Source organism: Pseudomonas sp. JL23 (assembly GCF_056933585.1).
Window position 1 is genome coordinate 4,709,471 of sequence record NZ_CM167795.1, and the last position, 22,237, is coordinate 4,731,707.

The window sequence follows — 22,237 nt, forward strand, 5'->3', positions numbered from 1 at the left end:
TCGCCAATTAGTAGGTGATCGTCGACCATCGGCCACCTGCCAACCGTAGTTATCACCTACAGTAAATCTATATTTGATCCTCAGAGCTCGGGCTGATCATTTCAATTTGACCTCATGAAAGGTGTTTGAGCCTGATATCAAACTCGAACTAACAAAACATCTCGAGCACAACGGACATGACCAATCAACCCAATAACTCAGGCGACCTCGATCCCAGCTTCGGAAGCGGTGGCCAAGTATTTCTTCAAGGCCCTTACAGCGGTAAGTCTTTATTGCTTCCTGACGGAAAACTCCTGTCAATAGGCTTGTCTGCCCCCGACAATATAATCATCACCCAGCGTATGACAGATGGCACCCTGGACCCTGGCTTTGGTAATGCTGGTGTTGTCACCACGACGCTAGGCATTGGCCAAAAGTGCGTGTTTGTCTCTTTTGTCTTGCAACACGACGGCAAAATCGTTTTGGCGGGCAACCTTGAATCGTCGCTCGACTCCACTGTCCTCCTGTTTGCACGACTCACTCAGAACGGACTGCCGGACACTAGCTTCGGAAGTAATAACGGTATTATGCTGATCAATCTGAATCTCAGCTTCGCGGATGAAGTGAGAGACCTGACCATCCAGCAGGACGGCAAAATTGTTGCTTTGGCAAGGGCGATATATGACTTCAACAACATAGACACGTTGCTGTTACGTCTCGAACCCGACGGCACGCTGGACTCAACGTTTGGTTCAGGCGGTTTCTCATATGAATTCCCATCCTTCTCCAGTGCATTCCGCCTGACTATGCAGCCCGATGGGAAGTTTCTGACTTCCGGCTCTCGTCAGGGTAAGGCAATGCTGTCTCGTTACGGTGACAACGGCAGGCCGGACGCCAGCTTTGGGAACGCTGGGCACGTCTACTTTGATCAAGCAGGGTTAGAAGATTTTGCTGAAGTGACCCGTTCGGCCTTACAAAATAACGGAAAAATCATCGTAGTAGGTTCAACGGGGAGAGTCGGCTCACAACAGGCGTGGATTGCGCGACTAGAGGCGAGTGGTGACATGGACACGTCGTTCAATGGTGGACAGCCACTCGTGACGAAAATTGGCGCATCAGGAAATGCCGATAGCGCAGTCGCTATACAAGTTGATGGCAAAATTGTATCTCTGGGCGGATCCTTTGGCAGCAGTGCGCAATCCGGTACCACGTTGATGCGTTTCCTGAGCAACGGCATACGAGATAAGGACTTTGGTGTAGACGGTATGGTGCAAACACCCAATCTCAATCCGAATTCGTTTGATGGGCTACGTCATATTCAACTTCAACAAGACGGACGGATCCTGGTATCGGGGGATGCGGTAGGCTCTAGCGCCGGACTCAGACTTGCACGTTATTTGCCGTAGCGGTCTCTGCCGATCACCAAAGGCACTCCACCCACGACAAAAATGCTGCAATGGACAACCCGCGTTAGTGCGAAAAGTCCAGGACGCGTTGTTGGAACGTTGAGCATTCCGACTTGCTCATAAGAACCCTTGGCACATCCGATATAGTGTTAGGACATTAACCATGCCTTCGCGAGCAAGGGTGAAAATGCACCACTATAGAAAGTGCCATGATTGATACTCTGGAATTGAAGACATCGCCAGCAGGAGCAACTTGTTCGCGAGGCGTCAGACCTATACACCGCGTCAAACCGTCTCGCCAACACGTTGGCTCCCACCTCGCAATCCGTTGTTCCTGCCGCGCGCGTCAGGACACATCGTTCTTAAATCACGTCAACCAATGCCACAACAGCAACATCCCGACCAGCCCCACCGCCGATACGATGGTCTGTTTCAGTTGCAGGCCGAAGTATTCACGGACCATCCAGAAGCCGGCGTCGTTGACGTGGCAGAAGAATACCGAACCGGCACCGATGGCCAGGGCCACCAGAGAGCTCTGCGTCGCCGCCAGGCCTGCCATCATCGGCGCAAGGATACCCGCCGTGGTGGTGGTTGCGACCGTCGCCGAGCCAGTCGCCTGACGCAGCGCCACGGCGATCAGCCAGGCCAGCAGCAGGTACGGCATATGGGCGCCTTCGGCGACCTTGCTGATGGTATGGCTGACACCGGCATCGAGCAGGGTCTGCTTGAGGCCGCCACCGGCACCAATGGTCAGCAACAGCACGGCAATCGGCGCCAGACTCTTACGCAGCGTACCGCCCACCTGTTCCCGGGAGATGCCATTGGCCCAACCCAGGCAGATCACCGCGGCAATCACCGCCAGGCCCAGGGCAACCAAGGGCTCGCCGAGGAATTTCAGGGTCAAGGCAACGTTGCTTTCCGGCTCCATGGCCACTTTGGCCAGGGTACTGCCGAGCATCAGGATGACCGGCAGCAGGATGATCAGCAGCGACACGCCAAAGCTCGGCTGGCGCTTGGCTTCAGGCTTGGCCGAAAACAGTTCGCCCAACTCGGCAGGCGCTTCGATATGCAGACGCTTGGACAACCAGTTGCCATACAGCGGACCGGCCAGAATGACCGCCGGAATCGCGATGCAGAAACCCAGAAGCATGGTCAGGCCCAGGTCGGCATGCAGCGCGCTCACCGCAATCAATGGCCCCGGATGTGGTGGCATCAAGGCATGCAAGGTGGTCATCCCCGCCAGGGCCGGGATGGCGATTTTCAGCAGCGGCTGGTCGGAGCGACGGGCCATGACGAAGATGATCGGCACCATCATCACCAGGCCGACTTCGAAGAACAGCGGCAAGCCGATAAGCATGGCCACCAGCGCCATGACCCAGGGCAGCATGCGCCCCTTGCCCAGCCCCAGCAGGGTACTGGCAATGCGGTCGGCAGCACCGGACTCGGCCATCAGCGCACCGAGCATGGCGCCCAGGACAATGATGATCCCGGCCTCGCCAAGAATGCCACCCGCGCCTTTGCTGGACGCCTTGGCCACCGATTCAGCGGGCAGACCAGCGCCAATATCGGCGATGAAAGTACCAATGAGGATCGAGAGAAAGGGGGGCAAGCTTGGTCAGGCTGATCAACACGATGATGGTGGCAATGGCCACCAGACAGTAGATGATCGATACCTTGTCACCTAACGATTACAGGAAATTCTTTACATAAAAGTTGGCTTCACCCCTCTAACTAAAGGGTCTCTCCCGGATTATGGGCACATTCGATCAAGACCTCGCGCAGGGCCTGGGCGGCGGCCGAGAGCTGATGATCGGCCAGCATCATCAAACCGATGCGTCGTTCGATACGCGGCTCGGACAGGGCCACGCAACAGGCGCCCAACTCCTGCATCTGCTGGATACACAGTGAGGGCACCGCACTGACCCCCAGGCCATTGGCGACCATACGGCCCACTGTCGACAGTTGATGACTCTCAAAGGCCACAGAGAGCTTGCCGTGCTGCGCCTGAACATGTTCCTCAAGCAGCAGACGCACGGCAGAGGGACGCTGCAAGGCGATGAAGTCCTCCTTGAGCAGATCACTCCAGGTCAGGTCCTTGCGCAAGGCCAATGGCGACTCTTTGGGCACCACGGCAACGAAGCGGTCCATGTAGAACGGCGTGAACAGCAGCTCGTTGCTAGACTCCGGTTCGAAACCGATGCCCAGTTCGACCCGGCGATGGCGGACCATTTCCAGCACCTGCTCGTTGATCACATCGTGCACCGCCACATTGACCCGCGGGAAACGCCCGCGAAAGACCTTGAGCGCCGCAGGCAGCAAAGTCCCGGCAAACGACGGCATGGCCGACACCGAGACCCGCCCCAGTTGCAAAGTGAAACGCTGACGCAGCAATTCCTCGGTATTGTCCCAGTCAGCCAGCAGTTGCCGGGCCAGTGGCAGCAGGGTTTCACCTTCCGGGGTCAGGCTGACGCTGCGGGTGGTGCGGCTGAGCAACTGGCCGCCCAGGTCTTCTTCCAGAGCCTTGATCGTCAGGCTCAGGGCCGGTTGCGACAGATGCAGGCGCTCTCCGGCCTGGGCAAAGCTCAGGCTCTGGGCCACGGCCAGAAATGCACGCAGTTGCTTGACGTTCATATATTTAGTTTTCTTATCAATTGATCACAAAAACAAAATTAACAAATCATTGCCTGCGAGAGAAGATGCAACCAACGCCCCACCGACAGACTTGTCGGTCACTAATCAATAAAAAAGGCAGATCATCATGGCCGGACTCGACAAACGAGTTGCAACCTACGAAGAGGCCCTCGCCGGGCTGACCGATAACATGACCGTACTGGCAGGTGGCTTTGGCCTGTGCGGCATCCCGGAAAACCTGATTGCCCAGATCAAACGCATGGGCGTAAAGGGTCTGACCGTTGTCTCCAACAACTGCGGCGTCGACGGTTTCGGCCTCGGCATCCTTCTGGAAGACCGGCAGATCCGCAAGATGATCTCCTCCTACGTCGGCGAAAACGCCCTGTTCGAGCGCCAACTGCTCGACGGCGAGTTGGAAGTCGAACTCACTCCCCAAGGCACCCTGGCAGAAAAACTGCGCGCAGGTGGTGCCGGCATCCCCGCTTTCTATACCGCCACCGGTTACGGCACCCCCGTTGCCGACGGCAAGGAAACCCGCCAGTTCAACGGCCGCAACGTGATCCTGGAAGAAGCCATCACCGGTGACTTCGCCATCGTCAAGGGCTGGAAAGCCGACCATTTCGGTAACGTTGTCTACCGCCACACCGCGCAGAACTTCAACCCGGTCGTGGCCACCGCAGGCCGTATTACCGTGGTCGAAGTGGAAGAAATCGTCGAACCGGGCGTGCTCCTGCCGACTGAAATCCATACCCCTGGCATCTATGTCGATCGCGTGATCCTGGGCACCTTCGAGAAGCGCATCGAACAGCGCACCCTGAAGAAAGCCTGATCACTGTCCATAACAACAAAGAGATTTCAGACCATGGCACTTTCCCGCGAACAAATGGCCCAGCGCGTCGCCCGCGAACTGAAGGACGGCTACTACGTCAACCTCGGTATCGGCATCCCGACCCTGGTGGCCAACTATGTACCCGATGACATCGACGTGATGCTGCAATCGGAAAACGGCCTGCTCGGCATGGGCGAATTTCCCACAGAAGAAACCGTCGATGCCGACATGATCAACGCCGGCAAACAAACCGTGACCGCCCGCAAAGGCGCGTCGATCTTCTCCTCCGCCGAATCCTTCGCGATGATCCGTGGCGGCCATGTCGACCTGACCGTTCTCGGTGCCTTCGAAGTGGACGTCGAGGGCAACATCGCCTCGTGGATGATCCCTGGCAAGCTGATCAAGGGCATGGGCGGCGCGATGGACCTGGTGGCCGGTGCCGACAACATCATCGTCACCATGACCCACGCCTCCAAGGACGGCGAATCCAAGCTGCTGTCGCGCTGCAGCCTGCCCCTGACCGGTGCCGGTTGCATCCGCAAGGTACTGACCGACCTGGCCTACCTGGAAATCGAAAACGGTGCTTTCATCCTGCGCGAGCGAGCGCCAGGGGTCAGCGTCGAAGAGATCATCGCCAAGACCGCCGGCAAGCTGATCGTGCCGGACGATGTCGTGGAAATGAGCTTCTGATACCGCTGTAACGCTGGGTATTCATGCTGCGTCTGGCTGCCTCTTCGGATACGAAGGGGCAGCCTGCGTTTTAGCTACAACCGTTTTTGCGTCGCACTGCCAATAACTAGAAACCCTTCAAGAATAATTCCAAAAGAGGTAATACACGTGGCCGCTGATATTGAAGAAAGCCGCTATGCCCGATTTGCCCTGCGCTGCGCCAAGTGGGCCGAACGCTGGTTCCCTGACTCGTGGGTGTTTGCCGCCCTGGCTGTCGTCATCGTCACCGTTGGCACCCTGGCCATGGGCGCCAAGCCCGCTGATGCCGCCAAAGCCTTTGGCGACGGTTTCTGGAGCCTGATTCCCTTCACCATGCAAATGGCCTTCGTGGTCATCGGCGGCTATGTAGTCGCCAGCTCGCCACCGGCAGTCAAGCTGATCGACCGCCTGGCGCGAATCCCGAAAAACGGCCGCTCGGCCGTGGCCTGGGTCGCACTGATTTCCATGGTCGCGTCACTGCTGAACTGGGGCCTGTCTCTGGTCTTCGGCGGTCTGCTGGTTCGCGCCCTCGCCCGCCGCACCGACCTGAAGATGGACTACCGCGCCGCCGGTGCCGCTGCCTATCTGGGCCTTGGCGCCGTGTGGGCATTGGGCCTGTCGTCGTCGGCTGCGCAGTTGCAGGCCAACCCGGCCAGCCTGCCGCCATCGATTCTGGCGATCACCGGGGTGATTCCATTCACCCAAACCATCTTCCTCTGGCAGTCCGGCGTCATGCTGGCCGCGCTGGTGGTGATCTCGATCATCGTCGCCTACGCCACCGCACCCGGCCCGAACAGCGCCCGTGATGCCAAGGCCTGCGGCGTCGACCCAAGCTTCAACCTGCCACCACTGGCGCCACGCTCGCGTCCGGGCGAATGGCTGGAATACAGTCCGCTGCTGATCATTCTGATGGTGCTGCTGGCCGCTGGCTGGTTGTTCAACGAGTTCTCGACCAAATCGGCGATCACCGCAATTTCCGGCCTGAACACCTACAACTTCCTGTTCATCATGGCCGGTGCCCTGCTGCACTGGCGCCCGCGCAGCTTCCTCGATGCCGTGGCCCGCGCCGTACCGACCACTACCGGCGTACTGATCCAGTTCCCGTTGTACGGCTCCATCGCCGCGCTGATGACCACGGTCAAAGGCGGCGACGCCCAGACCCTGGCGCACCATATCTCCACCTTCTTCACCAGCATCGCCTCCCATGACACCTATGCGCTGCTGATGGGCGTGTACTCGGCGATCCTCGGTTTCTTCATTCCGTCCGGTGGCGGCAAGTGGATCATCGAAGCGCCGTATGTGATGCAAGTGGCCAACGACCTGAAGTTCCACCTGGGCTGGGCGGTGCAGATCTACAACGCTGCCGAAGCGCTGCCGAACCTGATCAACCCGTTCTATATGCTGCCGCTGCTGGGCGTATTGGGCCTCAAGGCACGCGACCTGATCGGTTTCTCCTTCGTGCAATTGCTGGTGCATACACCGCTGGTGTTGTTCCTGCTGTGGTTCCTCGGTACTACCCTGGCCTATATACCGCCGGTAATGCCTTAGATTCAGCTGCGAGCTTTTAGCGGCAAGCTGCAAGCGGTGAATCGCTGAAATGGAAACGCCGAGGCCACGACCCTCGGCGTTTTTATTTGTGCATTTGCAATACGGGATTTCATTCCAGGTCAGGGATTTTGAGCATAGTTACGCCCCACCTTGCAGACTCTGGTCGTGAACGCGCGATACCAACTCGCCCGCCCCTGCTGCCGAACCTCGCTGTGCTCCGCGTGGTTTTTCCATGCGGCAATACCCGCTTCGCTGCTCCAGTACGACACGGTAATGCCCAGGCCATCGCTGCCCCGGGCCGAGTCCACCCCGAGAAAGCCCGGTTGCTCGCGAGCCAGCCCGACCATGCGCTGCGCCGCCTCCTCGTAAGCCTGGCCGTCGTCATCTACCCGCAGCGAGGTAAAGATCACCGCGTAGTAAGGCGTGGCAAAGGTCGCCGTCAGCATGACGAGCCCTCCCCTGCGCACGCCGCGACAAACGCCGAAACCAGCGGCGGTACCTGGCCTTGAAGCGCGGCCTGTTCCGGCTGAAACAGGGTAGCGACGAAGAACCCCGGACCCGGCAACTCTACTGCCCGCACGCTGCCCACCGGGTCGCGCCCGCTGATCAGCATGCCGGACTCGATCAGCGCGGCTTCGATCCCTGGCTTGAGGCCATAACTGCAACGGTAGCGCTCGACGATCTCTTTCGCGCCATAGGCCCTGCCCAGGCGGGAGTCAGGCGTGCAACGAATCGCCGCCGAGGCCTCGACCAGGGCACAGGCCAGGGGTGTGATGATTGCCTGCCCGGCTTCCGGGCTGGTCTCGGCGTGCTCGGCATCGACCCAACCCAGCACGTTACGGGCGTATTCGATCAACGCATGCTGGAATCCTCCGCAAGTACCGAGAAACGCTACCTGCCGCTCACGGGCATAACGAATCGCCGTCAGCGCACCGCCCATGTTCCGATAGGGGCTGGCGGGCACGCACCAGATACCGTCGAAACCTTCAAGAACCCGCGCATCGCCAATGCTCTCGGTGCCCAGCCACTGCGCCGACAACTTGATCCCGGCGAGTCTGGCCGCCCCTTCCAGCGCCACGGGAATCGCCCGATGCGCTGCCACGCCGCGGTTCTGCTCGCCAACCAATGCCACCCGCACTTCCCGCCCTATGCCGCTCATGTCCTACCCCGATGTTGTATTGGCTGTCTTTCGGGGGGAACTATATGATTGCGCCTGCGCATTAAAAATTGGCATTCAGACAAGCGATCTATGCAGCCATGCACTATCGAATCAATCACTCCGACCTTTGCCTGATCCTCGCCCTGGTGCGGGGTAAAACCTTGGCCCGTGCGGCTGAACTGCTCAAGGTCGACGTTTCCACGGTCTTTCGCTCGGCGCGCAAGCTGGAAGCGGCGCTGGGCACCTCGCTGTTCGAAAAGAATCGCAGCGGTTATCAACCGACCCAGGCCGCGCTGGCTCTGGCGCAACAGGCGGAAAGTGCCGAGCAAGCCTTGGAGCTGGCGCAGATCAGCCTTGAGCACGGCCGGGAAACCGTCAGCGGCACGGTACGTCTGACCTGCGCCGGGACCATGCTGCAAAGCCTTTTGCTGCCCGCCTTGAGCCGCTTCATGCCGCGCTACCCGGCCCTGCGTCTGGAGCTGACCACGTCCAGCGCTTTCGCCAACCTCAGCCGCCGCGACGCCGACATCGCCATGCGCCTGACCAGCACGCCACCGGAGCATCTGGTAGGTAATCGTCTTGGCAGCGTGAGTTTTGTGGTCTGCGCCAGCGCCGCCTATCTGCAACGCTGCGGGCATCGCGACCTGGCTGCCATGGACTGGATCGCCCCCGACGATTTCCTGCCCGATCACGAGACCGTGGCCTGGCGTCGGCAGGCGCTACCGGGTGTGGTGCCGAGCTATCGCTGCAACTCGATGATCACGGTGACGGAAATGGTCCGCGCCGGAATGGGCGTGGCGGCCCTGCCGGACTTTCTGCTCAGTGACCTGGAGTGCCTGAGCGAACCGCTGCAAGGCTACGACACGGCGCTCTGGCTGCTGACCCGCCCCGATTGCCGCGCCCTGCGCTCGGTGGCGACGCTGTTCAGCGAGCTGACCCGTAATATCAGGTTGTCGGCGCCGCACTGAGACTGCGCCGGAACTGCCCCGGCGGCATGCCGTTGGCCTGGCGAAAGCGCCGGGAGAAGTAAGCTTCGTCGGCAAAACCGCAGGCCTGGGCGATATGGCTGATGGGCTGGGTGCTGTTCATCAGGTGGGTGCGGGCCAGACGCATGCGCCGCTCCAGCACCAGTTCGGAAAAGGTGTGGCCGGTTTCCTTGCGCAGCAGGTGGGTCAGGTAGTTGGGCGAGAGAAACGCAGCCGCCGCAGCGTCCTTGAGGGTCATACCGGGGTCGGCAATATGCTCGCGGATATAGTCCATCACCCGCCCCAGAGCATCCCGCCGCCCGCGCTTGTGCGCCTTGCTCGCCGACAGGGCCCATAGCGGCTCATGAAACAGGTTGCAGACCTGGCCGATCAGTTGCAGCAACAAACCGCGCAGAATCAGCCCCGAACCCAGGTGGCGTTCACGGTCGATCTCGCGCATGGCTTCCAGCAACTGCAAGATCGCCGCGAAAGCCTGGTCGTCGAGGATGAAGTCCAGGTGTTCCTGAAAACGGAATGGCGCCAGCTCCGGCGCATCGTTGATGGAAACGTCTTCAAGATCCAGCGGATCGCACTGCATCTGCTGCAGGAAAAATTCCTGAGAGAAGTTGATCAGGACGAAATTGCCGTCTTCCGGATGCGGGATCACATGCAGGCGATGGGGCAGGATAAAGGCCAGGGTATTGCGCGGAAACGGCCGCACTGCGCCGCCGATATGCTGCACGGTGTCGCCGCCCAGATTGATCTGGATCTGGAAGTACTCATGCCGATGGGGCGACGTCAGGGCCGGGCGCGCTGACTTGTCACGGATATAGAAATCCGGACGATCGCTGCGTTGCTGCATGTCGTAGGTGGGGACACGGGATAAATCAACCATCTCTGAAGCTCACTGGGCCCTGACCGATGCATGGTAGGGCATGAGCCGCAGTCTGTGTAGGACAGCGAAAGACCAGTGTAGGACCGGCTTTAGCCGGGAGGGCGTAGACATGATCGATACATTTCTGCCGACGGTGATATTGCCTTCCCGGCTAAAGCCGGTCCTACATCGTTTAGCGAGTACCAATAGTCAGGGAAAACTGGCTGACGCCCTCAACCCCGCCCGTCACTACATCACCCTGCTGCAAGGCGCCCACGCCCGCCGGCGTACCGGTGTAAATCAGGTCGCCGGCCTTGAGGCCCACCGATTGCGACAGGTAAGCGATCACATCCTTGACCGACCAGATCTGATCCGCCAGGTCGCCGCGCTGGCGCCGCTCGCCATTGACGTCGAGCCAGACCAGGCCTTTGTCCGGGTGACCGATACGGCTGGCCGGCAACAGCGGCGTCGCCGGGCCGGACTGGTCAAACGCCTTGGCGAACTCCCATGGCCGGCCCATTTTTTTTGCCTGGGCCTGCAAGTCCCGACGGGTCAGGTCCAGACCGACGCCGTAACCCCAGACATGCTCAAGGGCATTTTCAGGGTCGATATCGACGCCGTCCTTGCCAATGGCCACGATCAACTCGACTTCGTGGTGCAGGTCCTGGGTCAGCGGCGGATAGGCAATACGACCTTCAGCCGGGACCACGGCATCAGCAGGTTTCATGAAGAAGAAAGGCGGCTCGCGATCCGGATCGTGGCCCATTTCACGGGCGTGTTCGGAGTAGTTACGGCCGACACAGAACACCCGGCGAATGGGGAAACGCTCGGCAGTGCCGTCTACCGCCAGGGATGGGGTGGCAACGGGGGCAATTACAAATTCAGTCATGGTCCGCTCTCTTCGATAATGAACTCAAGATGCTTTTTGTGGGACCGGCTTTAGCCGGGAAGGCGGCGGCGCAGACGATAGAAATCCAGCGCCTATATCGGCCTGTTCCCGGCTAAAGCCGGTCCCACAACGTCATGAGTGCCATTGTGAACGGCCCGCGTTGCACGGGCTTGTACGTAACCACCACACTTTTGGACGAAACAACTCAGCTATGGATCGGCGTCAGCACCGGTTCACCGGCAAAGTAAGCCGCGAGGTTCTTGCCCACCAAGCGCACGCTGTCTTCCGACGCTTCCGGCGAGAAACCTCCTACGTGGGGCGACAGCAGCACGTTGTCCAGCGTCTTGAAGGCATCATCGACCCGAGGCTCGTCATCGAACACGTCCAGGGCTGCCCCGGCAATACGCCGCTGTTGCAGGGCGGCGATCAGGGCGGCGGTATCGATCACGCTGCCCCTGGCGATATTGACCAGAAAGCCTTCCGGGCCGAGGGCTTCAAGCACCTGGTCATTGACCATATGTCGCGTACCGGCGCCGCCCGGAGTCGCGAGAATCAGAAAGTCCGACTCCAGTGCCAGGGCCAAAGGCGACGGGCAATAGTGAAAGTCGACGTCTTGACGCGGCGAACGGCTGTGGTAGTTGACCGACATGCCAAAACCCAGTGCCCGTCGGGCAATCGCCATGCCTACCGCGCCAAGGCCAAGAATACCGATGCGCTTGCCTTCGAAGGATGGGCGGATCAGCTTGCGCCATTCGCCACGACGCACCGAGGCATCGGCCTGGGCGATGTCCCGCACCAGAGCCAACAACAGCGACAGGGTGTGATCGGCCACGGTGGAGGCGTTGACCCCGGCACCATTGGTCACGGTAATGCCTCGGGCTTCGGCAGCGGGCAGCTCGACGTTCTCGTATCCGGCGCCACTGACGCAGATGATCCGCAGGTTGGGCAAGGCGTCCATTTCTGCGGCATAAAAACCCAATGGCCCGCGCGTGACCACGGCGGCAATATCTTCGCGTCGGGTCGCCAGGGCTTCGGCGCGGGCGGCCGGGGTCTGGGCCAGAATCAGCTGGAAACCGCTGTGTTCGAGGATTGGCAAATACGCATTGAGGTTTTCCACCAACACCAGCACCGAGGTTGTCATGCATTGCTCCAGGCAGGGCTAAAGAGGTCACAAAATGTGACAGTAGCGCGACTTAGAGCTGTTGCTCAATCCTGAAAGCGATTACCCCCGGCTTTCTTGGCCTGATACATGGCCTCATCGGCGTATTTGAACAGCTGGGTCAGGTCAGCGGCATTGCCTGGAAAATGGGCGATACCGATGCTGGGCCGGATCGGCCACTCGCTGTCGCCGAACAGCATGGGCACATTCATTTTTTCAAGGATTTTCTCCGCCACCAGGGCGGCGTCCTCAACCTTGCTGATGCGCTCCAGCAGCACCACGAACTCGTCGCCACCGATTCGCGCCACAGTGTCGGATTCGCGTACGCACTGGCTCAGACGCGAGGCGACTTCCTGTAGGAGCAGATCCCCGGCGGCGTGACCGAAGGTGTCGTTGACCAGCTTGAACTTGTCCAGGTCCAGATACAGCATCGCCAGCAAGCCTTGACTGGCCTGGGCCCGGCTCAGGGCACTGAGCAGGTGCTCATGCAGCAGCATACGGTTGGGCAAGCGGGTCAATTGATCGTATTGCGCCATGTGCTGCAAGCGCTCATGCATCTGCTTGCGTTCGATGGCTGCGGCCGCCTGAGTGGAGACAAACTGCAACAACTCCTTATCCTTGTCGGTATAAGGCGCGCCGCCGGAATGGCTCTTGATCATCAGCGCACCGATGGTGCCGTGCTGGGTGTTGAGCGGCACGCCCAGCCAGCACAGGGAATCGGCGTTGACCAGGCTGTTCAGGTGCTGCGGCAGGCCCTCGCGATGCCACGGGCACAGCAGCATTGCCTGGCCGGTCGCGGTGATTTCGCTGGCCAGGGCTTCGGCGGTCGGGTCCTTGCGGCCCGGGTCCTGCTCGTCGACGTGATAGGGGAACAGCAACTGTTCGTGCAGGGTGTCGTAGAGCGCCACGGAAAAACTGCGGGCGGGCAACAGTTGGGCGATGATCTCGTGCAAATGCCGATACAGGCCCAGCAGGTCCTCGGCACTATTGGCCGCCTCGGAAATACCGAACAGCGCCACCTGCATCAGCTCAGCGCGCTTGCGCTCAGTGATATCCCGAGCCACGGCAATGCGCAGGCGATCCACCGCCGACCAGCGCGCCGACCACATGATATGGACGATGCTGCCGTCCTTGCGCAGGTAACGGTTCTCGAAATGCAGCTTGGGGTTGCCGGACATGATGTCCGCCGCAGCGGCCAGGGTGCGCTCACGGTCATCGGGGTGAACGAGGTCGAGCATTTGCCGACCGATCAGTTCGTCAGGGGTGTAGCCGAAAATACGTTCGGCCGCCGCGCTGACATAGACATAGCGCCCTTCAGTGTCGACCACGCAGATGGCGTCCATCAGCATGTCGACGAAGCCCAACAGGGCCGCGCTTGTGTCTGTTTGCATAATCGGGACTGCCTGGAAAATTGAAGCGTTCACGCGCCCGTCGCATTGGTTGAGCAAACTACCGGGAATTAACCGGCATAGTGCCCGTTTGCGTGGCTTTCAGCCATCATCCTTGCTGAACAATACCTTCGTCCGCGACACAACTGATCACTGAGCGACAGGCGGCTTGCTGGCCCGTATCGATGCTGCTAATGCTGGTCGCCGCAGCGCTTTTGAACGCCAATCAAGGACTATTGCCCTCATGTTGAACGGAACGACCTTCACCGCCTTGCACAAGACGCCTTTGGCCAAAGCCTTCGCCAGCCTGGCCCTGGCTGGCGCGCTGCTTTGCGCGACCCCGGCCATGGCCGCCGAAGCCCCTGGTAAGATCATCAGCAGCAAGCTGGGCCTGCCCTGGCCTGCGGTGATCGGCCATCGCGGCGCATCGTTTGATGCCCCGGAAGAAACCATCGCCTCCTACACCCTGGCACGCGATCTGGGCGCCGACTACCTGGAAATGGACATCCAGCGCACCAAGGACGGTGTGTTGATCGCTCTGCACGATGACAAGCTCGGCCGCACCACCAACATCGCCGAGGTGTTCCCGGAGCGCGCCAAGGACCCGGTGAGCACTTTCACCCTGGCCGAACTCAAGCAACTGGACGCTGGGTCGTGGTTCAACAAGGCCTACCCGGATCGCGCCCGCCCGGGCTTTGTCGGCCTGAAGATCCTGACCCTGGAAGAAGTGATGGCCATCGCCGACGGCGGTGCCAACAAACCGGGGCTGTATGTGGAAACCAAGGTTCCGGCGCAGTTTCCCGGCATCGAAGCCGATGTACACAAGGTTCTGGAGAAAGGCGGCTGGCTGAGCCAGCGTCCGGCAGCGGCCAAGGGCCATGTCAGCGTCGCCAGCACGCCGGGCCGGGTGATCCTGCAGACCTTCGAGAAGCCGAGCCTGGAACTGCTGCAGAAAGAAATGCCCAATGTGCCGAAGATCCTCTTGCTGTGGATCGGTGATGGCTACATGGAAGCCAAGTCCAACGTGGCCTACAAGGATTCCGGCTACAAGGACTACGCCAGTTTCTACGCGGCTCAGGAAGTCAAATCTCCGGCCGAATTTGAAGCCTGGCTGGACTGGGCCAAGGCCCACGGCGCCAACGGTATCGGCCCGGCGTCGAAACTTACCCATGGCGGCGACCAGAGCTACATGGACATGATGAAGCCGTGGATGACCAAAATGGCCCACGACAAAGGTTTGGTGATCCACCCTTACACCGTGGACGACCCGGTCGACTTCAAGGCCCTCAAGGCTCAGGGCGCCGATGGTTTCTTCACCAACCGCGCCTCGGTGCTGCTGAAGTTCTACGGCCGGCCGAGCAAGGACAGTATCGATACCATCCTCAAGCGTAATGGCTATTAAGGGCTGATTGAGTCGAGCAGCACGCATCGGACTAATGTGGGACCGGCTTCAGCCGGGAATACGCCTTCCCGGCTGAAGCCGGTCCCACAGGCCATAGCTTCCAGCGCAGAACAGGCAGCACATTCTTAATTAGCGGCAGAAAAAGCTTCGCGAGCAAGCTCGCTCCCACCAAGTTCACTCCTACAGCGCCGGAGTCTGGTGTAAGCTCGTGCGCTGCTGATTGACCCCTTCGAGAGGCTTATGCGGTCCAACTTCCGACGCTCTACCCTTGCAGCGCTGCGCGGCTTCGCCCTGAGCCACGATGCAATCTCGATCCTGCCTACCGCAGCCGACTACCGCCGCTGCCTGCTGGAGAAGATCGCCAGCGCTACCCGGCGCATCTACATCATCGCCCTGTACCTGCAACAGGACGAAGCCGGCCAGGAAATCCTTGATGCCCTGTATGCCGCCAAGACCGCGAAACCGGAGCTTGACGTGGTGGTGCTGGTCGACTGGTTTCGCGCCCAGCGCGGCCTGATCGGCGCCGGCCGCCAGCCCGGTAACTCGACCTGGTATCAGGCGCAGAACCTGGAATACGATCAGGAAGTGCCGATCTATGGTGTGCCGGTGCAGACCCGCGAGCTGTTCGGCGTCCTGCACCTCAAGGGCAGCGTGATCGATGACTGCGTGATCTACACCGGCGCCAGCATCAACAACGTCTACCTGCATAAACTCGACAAGTACCGCCTGGATCGCTACCAGTTGCTGCAAAGCCCGGCCCTGGCCGATGCCTTCGAGCAGATGGTGCAGCGCGATATCCTGCCATCCAGGGCCGTACACCGCCTGGACCTGCCATCGCCACCGACCTCACGCAGCCTGCGTGGCGAGATCAAGACCTTTCGCGGCCACCTCAAGCGCAGCAGTTACGACACCCGCCACGGCGAGCTGGAAAACGGCGAAATGCGCGTTATCCCGCTGCTCGGCGTCGGCCCGCGCAACCCGCTGAACCGGGCCATCTGCGACCTGATCGCGGCCAGCGAGACGCAACTGACCATCTGCACCCCCTACTTCAACATGCCCCTGGCGGTGAAGCGCGAGATCAACCGGGCGCTCAAGCGCGGGGTCAAGGTCGACATCATCATTGGCGACAAGACTGCCAACGACTTCTTCATTGCGCCGGACCAACCGTTCAAGGTGATCTCGGCCCTGCCTTACCTGTACGAAATCAGCCTGCGCCATTTCGCCCAGAAGCATCAGAAGGCGATCAAGCGCAACCAGCTCAACCTGCACCTGTGGAAGGACGGCGACAACACCTTCCACCTCAAGGGCATGTGGTGCGACCAGCGCTATACCCTGCTGACCGGCAATAACCTCAACCCGCGGGCCTTCAACCTGGATCTGGAAAACGCCCTGTTGATCGATGATCCCAAAGCTGAATGGGCCGATCCGCGAGCGGCAGAGCTGGAGCGTCTGATGCAAAACACCCGGCGCGTCGAAAAATACGACGAACTCGATACCCTCAAGGAATACCCGACGGCGGTCAGTACCTTCCTGCGCCGGGTCAGCCGCGTACGCATAGAACGCCTGCTCTACCGGATTTTGTAGTGGCCAAAAAAACCGGCATCCGCGCACAACAGGCGCAAGAAACCCGCGCCCGCATCCTCAAGGCAGCCATCAAGGTCTTCACCCGCGATGGCTACTCGGGGGGGCGTATCGAGCAGATTTCCAGCGAAGCCCAGTCCAACGACCGGATGATCTATTACTACTTCGCCAGTAAAGAGAAACTGTTCATCAAGGTGCTGGAACACACCTACGAAGAATTCAACAAGGCTGAAAGCCAACTGCGCCTGGAACTTTCGGCACCGGTGCAGGCACTGCAAACCCTGGTGGCCTTTATCTGGCGTTACTACGTCGACCACCCGGAATTCGTCGCCATCCTCAGCATCGAGAATCTGCACAAGGGCAAGCATGCGCGCCAATCCGGGGAATTGCGGCGGTTGTCCGGGGAAGCTGTAGGCGTGCTGCGGCCGATCATCGAGGCGGGTCAGGCGCAGGGGCTGTTTCGCGAGGATATCGATCTCAAGCACGTCTACCTGATGATCGCCTCGCTCTGCTACTTCTATAACTCCAACGTCCATACCCTCAGCTCGTTTCTCGACGAAAACCTCAACGCCCGCGAACCGCAACAAGACTGGCTGACGTTTATCAGCGACCTGGTGGTGCGTGGGGTGATGAAGATCGGCTGAGGCCTCAGCAGCAGGAACACGCTTCTCAAAAATGACGCAATATCTGAATTGAAACGCGCTTCTTGTAGGACCACAACTGCACAACCTTGTGGGACCGGCTTCAGCCGGGAAGGCGTCACTTCAGAGCCTGGATATCCAGTGGATGTAACGCCCCCTTCCCGGCTAAAGCCGGTCCCACAAACAACGTCCATGTCACACCCTTTGCACTATCAATGCGTCCCCGGATTCGCCCGCAGATGGGCAACCTTGCCCTGCAAGCCTTCCCACGCTGGTTGCGCCGGGGCGAAGCGGCTGCGCAGATAGGCCGTCAACTCGGCAATCTGGGTGTCGGACAGGCTGTCCTTGAACCCCGGCATATAGCCCAGGTCGGGGGTCGCCGGGGTGCTGATGCCTTGCAGGATGACCTTGATCAGGTTGTCCGGCAGCGCACTGTGCACATTGCTGTTGCTGCCCAGGGCCGGGCTGACGCCAAACAGCTTTGGCCCCACGCCATCGGCATGACAGCCCTGACAGGAACCTTCGAAGACCCGGCGGCCGTTCTCCAGGGATACCGGCTGCACCTGAGGTGCAACTTCGGCAAGCGGTTGCGCCTGGGTCGAGTCATTGAGGGATGCCAGGTACACCGCCATGGCCCGCACATCTGTCCTGGGCAGCTTCGCCAGCTCACTGACCACCGGCCCCATGGGCCCGGCAGCGACACCGTGTTCGGCGGAATAACCGCTGCTCAGGTAATTGAACAACTGATCTTCGGTCCAGGGTGTCGGCGCCTTCGACAAACCGTTGAGGGCCGGGGCTTCCCAACCATCGACCATACCGCCGGCAAGAAACGCCGCGCCGCCCTTCTGCGCCCCCAGCAGGTTGCGCGGCGAATGGCAGGCCGCGCAGTGGCCCAGGCCATTGACCAGGTAGGCGCCGCGATTCCATTGCGCGCTGCGCCCGGGTTGCACCTCAATCTCGCCCTGACGCAAAAACAGCGCATTCCATCCCGCCATCAATGGCCGGTAATTGAACGGGAAGCGCATGTCGTTGGCCTTGGCCGGTTGGCTCACCGGCTCCTGGGTCATCAGGTAGGCATACAGCGCCTGCATATCGCCGTCGTTGATATTGCGAAACGCCGTGTAGGGAAACGCCGGATACAGATGTCGGCCATCACGGCCAATACCGTCACGCATCGCCCGTTCGAAAGCAGGATAGGACCAACTGCCAATGCCGGTCTTTTCGTCAGGGGTAATATTACTGCTATAGAGGGTGCCAAAGGGCGTTTCCATGGCCAGGCCACCGGCGTTCACCGCCCCGCCCGGTGCGGTATGGCACACCGCGCAATCCCCCACAGCGGCCAGCAGTCGCCCCCGCTCCAGGGTCGCCGCCGACCAGGTATCGCTGGCCGGACGGCTGATCGGGGCGATTTCGGCGCGCCAGGGCAAGGCGGTTGCCGCCATGCCGAGGATCGCGCCAAAGGCGGCGAACAGGGAACCGAACAACCATTTCGAGCGCTTGCTCTTGGCTGATTGGGGCGCACTGCTATTAGCCATATCCGCCGAGCCTTTCAAAGCCGCCAACACCCGCTCGGCGGTGATCGGCAACTCGCGAAAACGAATCCCGGTAGCGTCATAAATGGCGTTGGCAATCGCCGCAGCACTGGGCACCGCCGCCGATTCACCCGCCCCAAGGGGCGGTTCGCTCTGGCGCGGCATCATCATCACGTCGATCTGCGGCACCTGGGGGAAGGTCAGGATCGGGTAGCCGCCCCACTCCTTGCTCGCCACGGTGGATTCCTCGAAGGTCACCCGCTCCTTGAGCACCCGGCTGGTGGACTGAATGACATTGCCATGGATCTGATGGCGCACGCCGTCGGGGTTGACCATCATGCCGGCGTCGTGGCCGATCACCACCCGCGTCACCGAAACCTCGCCGCTGGTCTTGTCCACCGCCACATCGGCGACCCAGGCTGCCCAGGCCGCGCCGAAACCGGGGAATTTGCTGTGGATATAGCGCGCGTAGGCAAAGCCGCGACCGCGCAGGATATTGTCCTCGGCCGCAGTCTGCATCGGCGCGGTGCGCGGCGCCCAGTCGGCACGGGCCGCCGTGGAGCGGACCAGTTCGACCGCACGCTCGTCGTTCAGATAGCGCAGACGGTACTCGATGGGATCGACCCCGGCGGCGAAGGCCAGTTCGTCGATATAGGACTCATGGGCGAAGGTATTGGGCAACGCCGACACCCCGCGCATCCACGACGCGCGGACGATGGGCGACATATCGTTGATGGTGACGCGCATATGCTCGAAGTCATAAGGCGGGATCGACGTGCGGTCGCCCATCTCGAACATTGTCGCTACCGGATCGACCCGCCCGGTCAGCAGCAGCGCCAAGGTCGGCGCGCCGTTGGACGGGTAGCTGGTCTGGAAGTCATAACCGGCCACGCCGCCATCAGCATTGATGCCGCCATCGACTTCCATCAGTTGCGCCGTGCCCTTGGGCTCCCACAGGTGCTCCTGTTCCCGGGTCAGTTGCACCCGCACCGGCAAGCCTACCGCGCGGGACAGTAGCACCGCGTCGGCGCAGACATCATCGGCGCAGTTGCGCCCGTAGCAACCCGCCGCCTCCATGCGGATGATCTCGATGCGTTCTTCCGGGCACTCCAGCAGCCAGGCAAGGTCAGCGCGCAGCAAGTGCGGGTTCTGCGAGCCGGACCACACGCGAATGCCCTCCTCGTGATAGTCGGCCAGGGCGCAGGACGGGCCGATGGAGCCGTGGATCTGATAAGGCCATAGATAGCTGCGGGTCATGCGTTCACTGGCGTTTTCCAGGGCCGTACCGATATCGCCCTTGTCCAGCACCACCCGCTCGACTCTCGGGTTATCGCGAATCGCCTGGGCCACGTCTCTCATGTCCGGCAGCTTGTGGTTCCAGTCCTTCCAGCTGACCTGCAGAGCCTGGGCTGCCTTGGCGGCCTGCTCTTCGCGCAGGGCGACGATACCGATAAAGTCGCCGATTACCACGACCCGGACGATGCCAGGAATATGGCTGATGGACGACTCATCCACCGCCAGCAGACTGGTGCCGACGAACTCGCCGCTATCAAGCCCGGCATAAGGCGGGCGCACCACGCGGCCGTGGAGCATGTCCGGCAGGCGCATATCGTGAATGTAGGTCAGCTCGCCGGTGGCCTTGCCGGGAATATCCACCCGCGCGGCGCCCTTGCCGACCAGGCGGTAATCTTCCAGGGCCTTGAGTGGCGCAGTCGTGGAAATCGTCAGCTCGACATGCTGCCCCGCCACCAGCTCGGCAAAACTCAGTTGTCGCCCGTCTGCGCAATGGACGACGCCGGCGTCGATGCGCAGGCGGGCAATATCCACCGCCAGACGCTCTGCCGCCTGTTGCAACAGGTAGCGCCGGGCTTCGGCGGCAGCATTGCGCAGCGGGATCGCGGAGATTTGCAGGGTGGCACTGGCAATGGTTGCACCCTGGTTGGGCACGCTGCCGGTATCGCCCAGAACCATGGTCAACTGATCCATGCGCAGATCCAGTTCCTCGGCAACGATTTGCGCCAGCGACGTGCGAATCCCCGTACCCAGATCGACATGGCCATTGAAACCATAGACCCGGCCGTCGTCACAGACGGCAATGAACAGCCCCAGCTCCCTGGGTTTGAGCTGGGCGGTCGCACCTTTGGCTACGGGGCCGGACGGCGGCTGAATCTGATCGACAATCAGCAGCACGCCGTCGCGCGCCAGCAATTGATCACGGGTAGGCGTCGCTTCAGTCATGGGCGTGGATCCGGGCAAGACGGTTGGCGGGCGGCGCGCAGCACGGCCCGGAGAATTTCGATATGGGTGCCGCAGCGACAGAGGTTGGCTGACAGCTCATTGCGGATTTCGGCTTCACTGGGATGGGGGTTGCGATCAAGCAGGGCCTTGGCAGTCATGATCATGCCGTTCATGCAGTAGCCGCATTGCGCGGCCTGCTCATCGATAAAAGCCTGTTGCACTGGATGCGGATGCTCACGACTGCCGATGCCTTCCAGGGTGGTGATCTCGCGACCCTCGGCGCCACTCAAGGGAAATACGCAAGACCTTGCGGCGATGCCATCGATCAGCACCGTGCAGGCACCGCACTCCCCCAGGCCGCAGCCGTACTTCGGCCCGTTGAGCTGCAAGTCATTGCGCAGTACCAACAACAGTGGCGTATCGGCCATGGCCGTCACCGTGCTGACCTGGCCATTGACCCGCAACGCCAGGGTTTTCTCCGGCGCCAGCCGATGCTCACTCATGCCCCACTCCCCAGTGTTACCGCCCGCACCGTGGCGGTGCAGATGATTTGATGAAGTAAATACTTCATAAAACAGGCGTCATCAGGGCCGCGCCGTGATTCGCCTATTTTGTGTAGTGGTTACTTCATGAAACAGGAGCAGGAAGCGTGCCATCTGCAAAATGGCACGTGATCGAGTGGCAAGAGACGCCTTGTGAGCGGCGGTTTACTCGTCTTTGTCGTCGAGCATCTTGCGCAGCAGGTAGAGCAACGCCACGCGTTCGCCGGGGTTGAGATTGCGCAGGGTCAGCTCGCTGATATGGGCGGCGTGGGGCACGGTTTCTTCCACCAGCCGGCGACCGCTGTCGGCGAGGCCGACTATGACTTTACGCCGGTCTTCGGGATCCGGCTCCAGGGTGATCAGGTCGCGGGCCTTGAGCCGCTCGACGATACCGCGAATGGTGGCCTGGTCCACGGCCGTGGCCTTGACCAGTTCGGTCAGGGAGCTGGGACCGCGATCACGCACGGCGCACAGCGTGACGAACTGCACGGCAGTCAACTGAGAGTCGCCGACATTCTGCTGGAAGATCGCCATATGCCGCTGATACACCTTGCGCAGCAAATGGCCGACCTGTTCGGAAAAAGCGTAAGCGTCTGCGTTGGAGTCGTTGTTATTGGGGAACACGATTAGCTCAGTCAGCCTGTTGAAGAAGGTGCATACCTTAACCCTGTAGGACCGTGGGAGCGAGGCTTGCCCGCGAAGAGGCACGTACAGCCGACACATTATTCGTGTCTGAGGCATCGCCTTCGCGGGCAAGCCTCGCTCC

18 protein-coding genes and 1 pseudogene are annotated in these 22,237 nt (G+C 60.8%); 8 read left to right on the top strand and 11 right to left on the bottom strand.

All coding sequences use genetic code 11. The features are described 5' to 3' along the window. Positions 1-176 precede the first annotated feature (176 nt). On the top strand, positions 177-1,385 hold the full coding sequence (locus tag AC1Z24_RS21740; RefSeq protein WP_483742645.1) for a hypothetical protein: 1,209 nt from the start codon (positions 177-179) through the stop codon (positions 1,383-1,385). A 367-nt stretch (positions 1,386-1,752) separates the two neighbouring features. Here AC1Z24_RS21740 and AC1Z24_RS21745 read toward each other — a convergent pair. Beyond that, positions 1,753-3,052 (bottom strand): annotated as a pseudogene (locus tag AC1Z24_RS21745) (GntT/GntP/DsdX family permease). 64 nt (positions 3,053-3,116) lie between these two features. Further along, complete coding sequence (locus tag AC1Z24_RS21750) at positions 3,117-4,016, bottom strand: LysR family transcriptional regulator (RefSeq protein ID WP_483742646.1); 900 nt, start codon at positions 4,014-4,016, stop codon at positions 3,117-3,119. 127 nt (positions 4,017-4,143) lie between these two features. Here AC1Z24_RS21750 and AC1Z24_RS21755 point away from each other — a divergent pair, with 127 nt between their 5' ends. From AC1Z24_RS21755 to AC1Z24_RS21765, 3 genes are all read left to right on the top strand, one after another. Then, entirely contained in the window at positions 4,144-4,845 is a 702-nt protein-coding gene (locus AC1Z24_RS21755; protein ID WP_259111192.1) for a CoA transferase subunit A, read from the top strand. A 33-nt stretch (positions 4,846-4,878) separates the two neighbouring features. Beyond that, positions 4,879-5,535: a CoA transferase subunit B gene (locus AC1Z24_RS21760; RefSeq protein ID WP_483742647.1), complete on the top strand. Its 657-nt coding sequence runs from the start codon at positions 4,879-4,881 to the stop codon at positions 5,533-5,535. 147 nt (positions 5,536-5,682) lie between these two features. Further along, positions 5,683-7,101, top strand: coding sequence for a short-chain fatty acid transporter (locus AC1Z24_RS21765; RefSeq protein ID WP_259111188.1), 1,419 nt, complete (start codon positions 5,683-5,685; stop codon positions 7,099-7,101). 119 nt (positions 7,102-7,220) lie between these two features. Here the strand turns inward: AC1Z24_RS21765 and AC1Z24_RS21770 are convergent, their stop codons facing one another. Both AC1Z24_RS21770 and AC1Z24_RS21775 read right to left on the bottom strand, forming a co-directional pair. After that, on the bottom strand, positions 7,221-7,547 hold the full coding sequence (locus AC1Z24_RS21770) for an antibiotic biosynthesis monooxygenase family protein (protein WP_483742648.1): 327 nt from the start codon (positions 7,545-7,547) through the stop codon (positions 7,221-7,223). After that, positions 7,541-8,260: a CTP synthase C-terminal region-related (seleno)protein gene (locus AC1Z24_RS21775; RefSeq protein WP_483742649.1), complete on the bottom strand. Its 720-nt coding sequence runs from the start codon at positions 8,258-8,260 to the stop codon at positions 7,541-7,543. Before AC1Z24_RS21775 ends, AC1Z24_RS21770 begins: the two co-directional genes overlap by 7 nt. A 98-nt stretch (positions 8,261-8,358) precedes the next feature. Here AC1Z24_RS21775 and AC1Z24_RS21780 point away from each other — a divergent pair, with 98 nt between their 5' ends. Next, positions 8,359-9,228 carry a LysR substrate-binding domain-containing protein gene (locus tag AC1Z24_RS21780; protein ID WP_483742650.1) on the top strand — a complete coding sequence of 290 codons (870 nt, stop codon included), beginning with the start codon at positions 8,359-8,361 and terminating at the stop codon, positions 9,226-9,228. Here AC1Z24_RS21780 and AC1Z24_RS21785 read toward each other — a convergent pair. From AC1Z24_RS21785 to AC1Z24_RS21800, 4 genes are all read right to left on the bottom strand, one after another. Further along, complete coding sequence (locus tag AC1Z24_RS21785; RefSeq protein ID WP_483742651.1) at positions 9,206-10,120, bottom strand: helix-turn-helix transcriptional regulator; 915 nt, start codon at positions 10,118-10,120, stop codon at positions 9,206-9,208. The two genes, AC1Z24_RS21780 and AC1Z24_RS21785, sit on opposite strands and share 23 nt — an antisense overlap. A gap of 172 nt (positions 10,121-10,292) precedes the next feature. Then, positions 10,293-10,988, bottom strand: coding sequence for a fumarylacetoacetate hydrolase family protein (locus AC1Z24_RS21790; protein WP_483742652.1), 696 nt, complete (start codon positions 10,986-10,988; stop codon positions 10,293-10,295). A 205-nt stretch (positions 10,989-11,193) separates the two neighbouring features. Then, positions 11,194-12,129 carry a 2-hydroxyacid dehydrogenase gene (locus tag AC1Z24_RS21795; protein WP_483742653.1) on the bottom strand — a complete coding sequence of 312 codons (936 nt, stop codon included), beginning with the start codon at positions 12,127-12,129 and terminating at the stop codon, positions 11,194-11,196. Between the two features lie 65 nt (positions 12,130-12,194). Further along, positions 12,195-13,538 (bottom strand): sensor domain-containing protein, encoded by a 1,344-nt coding sequence (locus AC1Z24_RS21800; protein ID WP_483742654.1) that lies wholly within the window; start codon positions 13,536-13,538, stop codon positions 12,195-12,197. Positions 13,539-13,779: 241 nt separating this feature from the next. Here AC1Z24_RS21800 and AC1Z24_RS21805 point away from each other — a divergent pair, with 241 nt between their 5' ends. The 3 genes from AC1Z24_RS21805 (at position 13,780) to AC1Z24_RS21815 (ending at position 17,162) form a co-directional block, all read left to right on the top strand. Beyond that, entirely contained in the window at positions 13,780-14,937 is a 1,158-nt protein-coding gene (locus AC1Z24_RS21805; protein ID WP_483742655.1) for a glycerophosphodiester phosphodiesterase, read from the top strand. Between the two features lie 240 nt (positions 14,938-15,177). Next, on the top strand, positions 15,178-16,521 hold the full coding sequence (pssA, locus tag AC1Z24_RS21810) for a CDP-diacylglycerol--serine O-phosphatidyltransferase (RefSeq protein WP_483742656.1): 1,344 nt from the start codon (positions 15,178-15,180) through the stop codon (positions 16,519-16,521). Continuing rightward, positions 16,521-17,162 (top strand): TetR/AcrR family transcriptional regulator, encoded by a 642-nt coding sequence (locus AC1Z24_RS21815; protein ID WP_483742657.1) that lies wholly within the window; start codon positions 16,521-16,523, stop codon positions 17,160-17,162. The genes pssA and AC1Z24_RS21815 overlap by 1 nt, the downstream gene beginning before the upstream one ends. 209 nt (positions 17,163-17,371) lie before the next feature. On the opposite strand, the gene AC1Z24_RS21820 is transcribed toward AC1Z24_RS21815, so the two are convergent. From AC1Z24_RS21820 to AC1Z24_RS21830, 3 genes are all read right to left on the bottom strand, one after another. Next, a complete protein-coding gene (locus AC1Z24_RS21820) occupies positions 17,372-20,929 on the bottom strand; it encodes a molybdopterin cofactor-binding domain-containing protein (RefSeq protein ID WP_483742658.1) in 3,558 nt (1,185 codons plus the stop codon). Further along, positions 20,926-21,432, bottom strand: a complete 507-nt coding sequence (locus tag AC1Z24_RS21825) for a (2Fe-2S)-binding protein (RefSeq protein WP_259111168.1) — start codon at positions 21,430-21,432, stop codon at positions 20,926-20,928. The genes AC1Z24_RS21820 and AC1Z24_RS21825 overlap by 4 nt, the downstream gene beginning before the upstream one ends. A 204-nt stretch (positions 21,433-21,636) precedes the next feature. Beyond that, positions 21,637-22,095 (bottom strand): MarR family winged helix-turn-helix transcriptional regulator, encoded by a 459-nt coding sequence (locus tag AC1Z24_RS21830; RefSeq protein ID WP_483742659.1) that lies wholly within the window; start codon positions 22,093-22,095, stop codon positions 21,637-21,639. Positions 22,096-22,237 lie beyond the last annotated feature (142 nt).